The following is a 7,200-nucleotide window of genomic DNA, read 5'->3' as shown; positions in this document are numbered from 1 at the left end:
TGCGTAATATGCGTTATTAACGCGCGTTGTGCGTTTAATAATTGAATAAACGCATTTTATGCGTTAAAATGCATTTAGGAGGTGTTTTGAATGATACAAATACCTAAAAAGGAAACATTAATTGTTGAATTTAAGAGCGATAAAAAAAAGTTACCAGATAGTGATTTGGTAGAAGCTGTTATAGGAATGGCCAATACAATGGGTGGTGAACTCTATCTGGGGATAGAAGACAATGGATCAATTACAGGGATTGATCAATCACACATGGATATAAATGGTATAGTAGCCTTAATAGCAAATATGACTGTTCCGACGATTTCAGTCAGAGCGGAGATACTTGATGAAATAAAACCAATTATACGGATAGAAGTTCCTAAAAGTCGGGCCATCGCAGCAACATCTGGTGGCAAAGTACTTCGAAGAAGACTGAAAGTTGATGGAACACCTGAAAATATTCCAATGTACCCTTATGAAATAACAAGTCGTCTCTCAGACTTAAGCTTGTTGGATTTTTCAAATCAGCCGCTTAGCGGAGCATCAACTGATGATTTCGATGTAAATGAGAGAGTAAGATTAAGAAAAATCATCTCCTCGAGAAGAGGAGATACTGCGCTCATCGGTCTTAATGATGAGGAACTGGATAAGGCTTTACGTTTCGTAAGGGAAGAAAATGGGATTCTATATCCAACTGTTACTGGTATGCTCATGATTGGAAAGGAAGAAAAAATTGAAGAGCTTATTCCCACTGCCAAATCAACATTTCAAGTATTAGAAGGTACTAATGTTAAGGTCAACCTTCAATCTAGCAAACCGCTGCTTGCTGTATTTGAAATGTTTGAAGAATATTTGAAGCCATGGAATCCAGAACGTGAATTGGAATTAGGCTTGCTCAGATTTCCAATCCCTGAGTTTTCTCCGGAAGCATTTCGTGAAGGTCTGGTGAATGCGTTTTGTCATAGGGACTACACGATATTGCAGTCGGTCAGAGTACTCATAGATGATGAAGGGATGACCATAAGCAGTCCAGGTGGGTTTATTGAAGGTGTTACTTTAGATAATTTACTAACCGTGGAACCTCATGGTCGAAACCAATCATTAGCAGATGCGCTAAAACGAGTTGGGTTGGCCGAAAAGACCGGTCGAGGTATTGATAGGATTTTTGAAGGTTCAATACTATATGGACGTCCATGGCCTGATTATTCTGAATCAACGGAAAAAAACGTTAAGCTGTTCATCCAAAGAGCTAAACCGGATATCAATTTCATAAGAATGATCACAAATGAAGAGAACCGTTTAGGAAGAAGGTTACCAATAAATTCATTGCTCATTTTATCTGTACTGCAAAGCGAAAAGCGACTTTTGCTGAGTGAAATCGTGAAACTGACCAGAATCAGTGAATCCCGGGTAAAATCAAATCTGGAGAAGCTTACTGAAAGTGGGTTGATTGAAGCAATAGGAAGTGGTAAATCCAAAGCGTTTATTCTTAGTGCGAATGTATATCGCGAAAATTCCAATCTAGTGGGATATGTCCGACAGACTGGTATTGATAGTATCCGTAATGAGGAAATGATCCTGAAATTGGCGCGTCAACAGGACGGATGGATTACTAGAGAAGACGTGACTGAGCTTCTCAAGCTTACAAAAGGACAAGCATATGGCACGCTTAAGAGGTTGGCGGATTCTGGAAAATTGAAGCTGGAAGGAAAAGGAAGAGGCTCGAAGTATAAGATTGTAACCTCGGACTAAAGAACCTAAAAGTGTAAGAGGCCTTGGGTAAACATCGTACTGAAAACACAAATCTATAACTGACTTAAAAACACTGACTCCCAATCGATATGGGAATCAGTGTTTTAACGTCTCCAGTAATTATTTCCTTAAAATCTTTTCCATTGTCTTTCCTTTGGCGAGCTCATCAATAAGCTTATCCAGATACCTGATTTCCCGCATGGTAGGTTCTTCAATCTCTTCCACCCTGATACCGCAGATCAAGCCTTTGATCAGAGACCGTGAAGGGTTGAGCTTTGGTGCTTTTAAAAAGAAGGCTTCAAATCCTGTCTGATTTTCAAGTTCTGCTTCAAACTCTTCCTGGCTGTATCCTGTTAGCCATCTGATGATCTCGTCAACCTCTGCTTTCGTGCGTCCCTTTTTTTCTGCCTTAGCAATATAAAGGGGATAGACGCTTGCCACACTCATTGCATATATACGCTGGTTGTTCATGGAATATCCTCCTTAAGTTATTAATTTAAGTATATCACGAAGGAAACTCCTTAAATGAATGATATTTCAAGGGCGAGCTCGCTGCAGTTTGAAATAGACCTTTTGTGAATCTGCTTCTTGCAGGTACAGCTTCGAAGGGTGAATCCTCTTCATGAAATACCAGTATTCTCTCTACATTATTTCCAGGCTGATTGACATCTCCTTTGTTATCCAGTGTTTTAGGATATTGCGCTGATTGAGGTTAGGTATCTCATGATTCAAGGCAGCCAACCTGTAATATTGGGCCTCTCGGGACTTTTTGGTGCGGACCTGCTCTTCCGGGCAGCGATTTTGCGGTAAGAATTCGATATCTACTGAATTGTCCGGTCGCTGACTACAGGATTTGCAATGACCTGATCCAATGTGGCACCAGGATAATCAGAAAGAACCATATCATCCAGAACTATATACAGAGAAGGGCATGGCGGAATGGGTGTGATCTATTCTGTGTATGGGGTAAACTGCTGAAGATATGGTAATATGAAGGTAGCATGTGGAACTAACCGGTTCAACAGAACAAAGACTGGTAAACTAATTCAGTATCGCGTGGTAAGGAAATTCATAGGCGGCTGCACTGTAAACTTAGATTTGCACTGGGCTGATGCATAATAATTGGATTTAGAAGGGAATAGATATTTGCACAGGGATTTCATTTGGGCATGTGATAAACGGTGAAGGAAAGAGGGATGTCGTGTTAGGGATTATTGGATTACTGTTAGCTATCCTGGTTCTTGTAGTATTGGCATATAGGGGAGTAGGCGCATTTCCGATTACAATATTGGCAGGATTCATGGTCATAATTACAAACGGGATGAGCATCTGGGATTCCTTCTCGGAAGTCTACATGGGAGGATATCTTAGCTTCTTCAAGAGCTACTTCTTCATTTTTGCTGCATCTTCCCTGTATGCCAAGCTTATGGAGGAATCCGGGGCTGCTATAGCCATAGGCTACAAGTTTGTTGACTGGTTTGGCAAAAGAAGGGCTGTGCTTATCGTGTTCCTGATAACAGTAGTCCTCACTTATGGCGGCATAAACCTGTTCATTGCAATATTTGCTGTAACACCTATAATAATGGTCCTTTTCAAGGAGGCTGACATTCCAAGGCGACTGGCGATTGGAGTCTTCGTGGCCGGATCAGGTACAGTAAGCATGTCAGCTTTGCCTGGTTCACCGGCTCTTGCCAATGTAATACCTACCAGGTTTCTTGGGACGCAAATAACCGCTGCTCCTGGACTTGGAATAATAGCTGCAGTAATGATGACAATAATGATACTTCTGTACCTGAAATGGGAAGAGAACAGGCTCAGGAAGGCAGGGGAACATTTCTCATATATTCCTGGAACAGATCATAAAATTTATGAGGTGGATAGAGGAAATCTTCCGCCTGCAGGGGTCTCATTTGTTCCTCTGGTGATCGTTGTAGGGATGATCATAGGACTCAAGGAGATAATACCCAATTCAGCCGAACTGATCGTCCTCTCGATGATAACATCATCAGCCGCTGTACTTCTGTTATTCTGGAGCAGGATCAGGGACAAGAAGGCAGCAATAAATACCGGACTTAGCGGAGCAATCGGAGCCATCGCAGGTCCCTGCGCCGTTGTGGCATTTGGAGCGATTGTTCAGAGGTCCTCGTCTTTTATCGACGTTGTAGCTTGGATCAATAACCTTAAGATGAATCCCTACTGGACTGGAACCATGGCGACGGCAATAATGTCCGGAGTAACAGGCTCGGCGTCTGGTGGACTTACGATCACGCTTCAGACATTCTCTGAGCAGTTTAAGGCCTCTGGAGCTAATCTCTCAATACTCCACAGGCTTATCTCGATTGCATCAGGAAGCTTTGGATCACTTCCTCATGGCTCCGGATTCTTTCTGATGTTCGGGTGGCTTGGGCTTACCCATAAGGAATGCTACAGGTTTGTAGGTGTGGTATCTGTTGTAATTCCCATGATAACCTTCATTGTGCTTACTACGGCAGTAGTTGCGATGGGATTATAGTGAACCTAAAATGACAGGCTACAATCAGATTCCGGGCATCAGTTGGGAATAAAGGAATATTGGTGAAAATCAGCCACCTCACATCACCCAGTCAGTGATGTGAGGTGGACTTTCTTGAGGGTTCTATATGTTTCTTAACCATGTCTCAGCAAGATCGATCCAGCTTTGGCATTCTTCCTGGATACCGGTATGATCCTGATTGTCTGTCAGCCTATTGGCTAAGGACAATCCATGGCCTCCTCTTCCATACATATGAAACTCGACGGGAACCTTATGCTGCATGAGAGCCTGGACCCATAACAGGGAGTTTTCTGGGGGTACCGTATCATCTGTGAATGTGTTCCATAAGAACATTTCGGTATACTCACGAATTTTAATATATTACTGCAATGTTTGGTTGGGGGGGATTTATGGATTACTTCAATCAGATTTTAATGCTAAATGACTTTAAATTTTCAATGTAAAAGTTTAAATAGAACTATTGACGAAGGATTTCATGAATGCTATATTGAAGATGGTTCAAAAATAAGTAAACATGTATAAAATAAAATCAAGCAAATAAAATGCTGATTTTAATGCGGTTTATCTTATAAGAGTTTTCTGAAAGATGTACAATTCGTATATTATGAATTAATCTTTCAAATACCATGGTACTGGAAGCTATCCGGAGAGCATTCTGGGAGAATGGTGAACTAAAACAGGGGGGACTAAAATGAATATCGAACAAGAACTTGACCAGACGTACAAAACTGAACTTAAGAGAAAGCTTGGTCTGAGTGCGGCAGTGGCAATCAGTGTCGGCACAACAGTTGGTTCAGGTATTTTCTCGTCCGTTGGAGAGGTATCAGGTGCTGCGGGATCAGCAATCATAACTATACTGGCATTTTTAATCGGTGGCCTAATAAATATTCCAGCAAACCTTGTCTATGCAGAACTTGCCACAGCGTATCCTGAAAATGGTGGTCAGTATGTATACTTCAGAGAAGCAGGATCAAAGCCTATGGCATTCCTTGTTGGCTGGATAAGCTTCTGGGCAACAGATCCACCATCTATTTCAATCATGGCACTGGCTATTGCAAACTACATGGCTTACTTCCTGGGCATATCAGGAATAATGATCAAAATAACAGCCACTGTCTTGGTCCTGATGTTCATGACAATTCATTTGCGTTCTGTGGAAGGCGGCGGAAAGTTCCAGACCTTCATTACGGCATTTAAGATTCTGCCTTTTGCACTTCTGATCGGACTTGGTCTTTTCTTTGTGACCTGGATTCCCGGGAAGTATNNTATTATAATATATAACGAGGTGATTGGGTTGGGAGTTATTTATCTGGTAAACAAGAAAACAGGAATCAAATATGCATACAGCAATGAAGCATACTGGGACAAGGAGAAACAACAGTCCAGAGCCAGGAGGAAGCTCTTGGGAAGAGTTGATCCTGTTACTGGTGAGATTGTTCCTACCAGAGGCTATACCAAGAAGAAAGAGGTTGAGTCTGACACATTGGTCAAGCCTGGTCCTGTTCCAATATCCAAGGTTCAGAGAAGCTTCTTTGGTGCTAGTTTCTTGCTTGACCAGATTGGTAAATTCACAGGAGTCGAAGCTGACCTTAAAGCATGTTTCCCGAACACATTTAAACAACTGCTTTCAATTGCCTATTACCTTATCCTTGAGGAAAACAACTCCATGAGCCGATTCAGTCATTGGAACAGGCTACACATACATCCTTGCGGGACCGACATTCCTTCACAGAGAAGTTCAGAGCTTTTCCAGAATATTGATGAAGCCGGCAGGATGGACTTCTTCAAGAAGCAGGGAAAGCGGCGAATAGAGAAGGAGTATTGGGCGTTTGATACCACATCCATCTCCAGCTTTTCGGAAACTCTGAAACAGGTGAAGGACGGCAGGAACAAGGAGAATGACCATCTTCCTCAGATTAACCTTGCACTCCTGTTCGGAGAAGAATCAGGACTGCCCTTCTACTACCGCAAGCTTGCTGGTAATATAACCGATGTTAAGACAGTTAAGCAGCTCATGACTGAGTTTGATGTCATGGGATACAGGAAGGTAAGCGTAATACTCGATAGAGGGTTCTACAGCAGGGAAAACATCAATGAACTATACAAGAACAACCAGAAGTTCATTATAGGAGTGAAACTGGGTCTAAACTACGTTAAGGAAGTCCTTGAACAGGAGAGGGAGAATCTGAAGCTCTGGAGCCACCTGGAGTCTCAGTTCAACACATATGGCATATGCAAGACCATAGAATGGGAATATGAGCAGAAAAGGCCACAAAAGGGTGATACGTTGAAAGGGCAAAAACGTGCTTACCTTCATCTGTACTACAATCCTGAGAAGGCTGCAAAGGACCAGTCTGACATGAATGACTATCTTACAAGCCTCTACAATGACATCAGGGACAATACAAGAAAAGAATACCGCATGAAGGACTATGACAGGTATTTTGATGTTTCGGAAACACCTAAGAGGGGCATGAAGATATCGCCAAAGGAAGGGGCAATGATAGAGGCTGCCAGGAACTATGGCTATTTCGCGCTGCTCTCGAACGAAGTTAAAGAGCCGTTTGAAGCACTGTCCCTTTATCGCAGCAAGGATGTAGTGGAGAAAGGATTCGGTAATCTGAAGGACAGGTTGAACTTCAGAAGATTGCAGGTTTCTTCAGAATTGGCACTTAACGGGAAGCTTTTTGTTGGATTTGTGGCATTAATCTATTTGTCGTACGTGAAAAAGAAGATGCAGGATGCGAAGCTATTTGAGAAATGGACGTTGCAAGGATTGCTGGATGAACTTGACTTGATTGAGCTGTTTGAGTCGCCCGAGCATGGTCGACAGCTTGGTGAAGTGACTAAAAAACAAGAAGAGCTATTCCTTGCTCTGGGAATAACTCCTCCATCGTTATAGTTTTCGGGAATCCAGGTTG

5 protein-coding genes and 1 pseudogene are annotated in these 7,200 nt (G+C 42.3%); 4 read left to right on the top strand and 2 right to left on the bottom strand.

What is annotated here, in order from left to right; all coding sequences use genetic code 11:
* Positions 1-90: 90 nt before the first annotated feature.
* Complete coding sequence (locus T472_RS08245; protein WP_023385319.1) at positions 91-1,746, top strand: ATP-binding protein; 1,656 nt, start codon at positions 91-93, stop codon at positions 1,744-1,746.
* 120 nt (positions 1,747-1,866) lie between these two features.
* On the opposite strand, the gene T472_RS08240 is transcribed toward T472_RS08245, so the two are convergent.
* Entirely contained in the window at positions 1,867-2,217 is a 351-nt protein-coding gene (locus tag T472_RS08240; RefSeq protein ID WP_023385316.1) for a DUF2200 domain-containing protein, read from the bottom strand.
* A gap of 700 nt (positions 2,218-2,917) precedes the next feature.
* Here T472_RS08240 and T472_RS08235 point away from each other — a divergent pair.
* Positions 2,918-4,258, top strand: coding sequence for a GntP family permease (locus T472_RS08235; RefSeq protein ID WP_207643962.1), 1,341 nt, complete (start codon positions 2,918-2,920; stop codon positions 4,256-4,258).
* A gap of 123 nt (positions 4,259-4,381) precedes the next feature.
* Here the strand turns inward: T472_RS08235 and T472_RS08230 are convergent, their stop codons facing one another.
* Positions 4,382-4,630, bottom strand: coding sequence for an alpha/beta hydrolase family protein (locus T472_RS08230; RefSeq protein WP_278279688.1), 249 nt, complete (start codon positions 4,628-4,630; stop codon positions 4,382-4,384).
* Between the two features lie 340 nt (positions 4,631-4,970).
* On the opposite strand from T472_RS08230, the pseudogene T472_RS19310 reads away from it, so the two are divergent.
* A pseudogene (locus T472_RS19310) lies at positions 4,971-5,543 on the top strand (amino acid permease); the annotation flags it as partial.
* Positions 5,544-5,573: 30 nt separating this feature from the next.
* Positions 5,574-7,181 (top strand): IS1634 family transposase, encoded by a 1,608-nt coding sequence (locus T472_RS08225; RefSeq protein ID WP_040907125.1) that lies wholly within the window; start codon positions 5,574-5,576, stop codon positions 7,179-7,181.
* Positions 7,182-7,200 lie beyond the last annotated feature (19 nt).

Origin of the sequence: Youngiibacter fragilis 232.1, from assembly GCF_000495435.3 — a bacterium.
Taxonomy (GTDB): Bacteria; Bacillota; Clostridia; order Clostridiales; family Clostridiaceae; genus Youngiibacter; species Youngiibacter fragilis.
The sequence above is the reverse complement of the archived record's forward strand: the minus strand, read 5'-3'. Positions and strand labels throughout refer to the sequence as shown.

Coding starts and splice junctions, on each gene's coding strand:
- T472_RS08245 (WP_023385319.1), top strand. CDS start 91: ATGATACAAATACCTAAAAAGGAAACATTAATTGTTGAATTTAAGAGC.
- T472_RS08240 (WP_023385316.1), bottom strand. CDS start 2,217: ATGAACAACCAGCGTATATATGCAATGAGTGTGGCAAGCGTCTATCCC.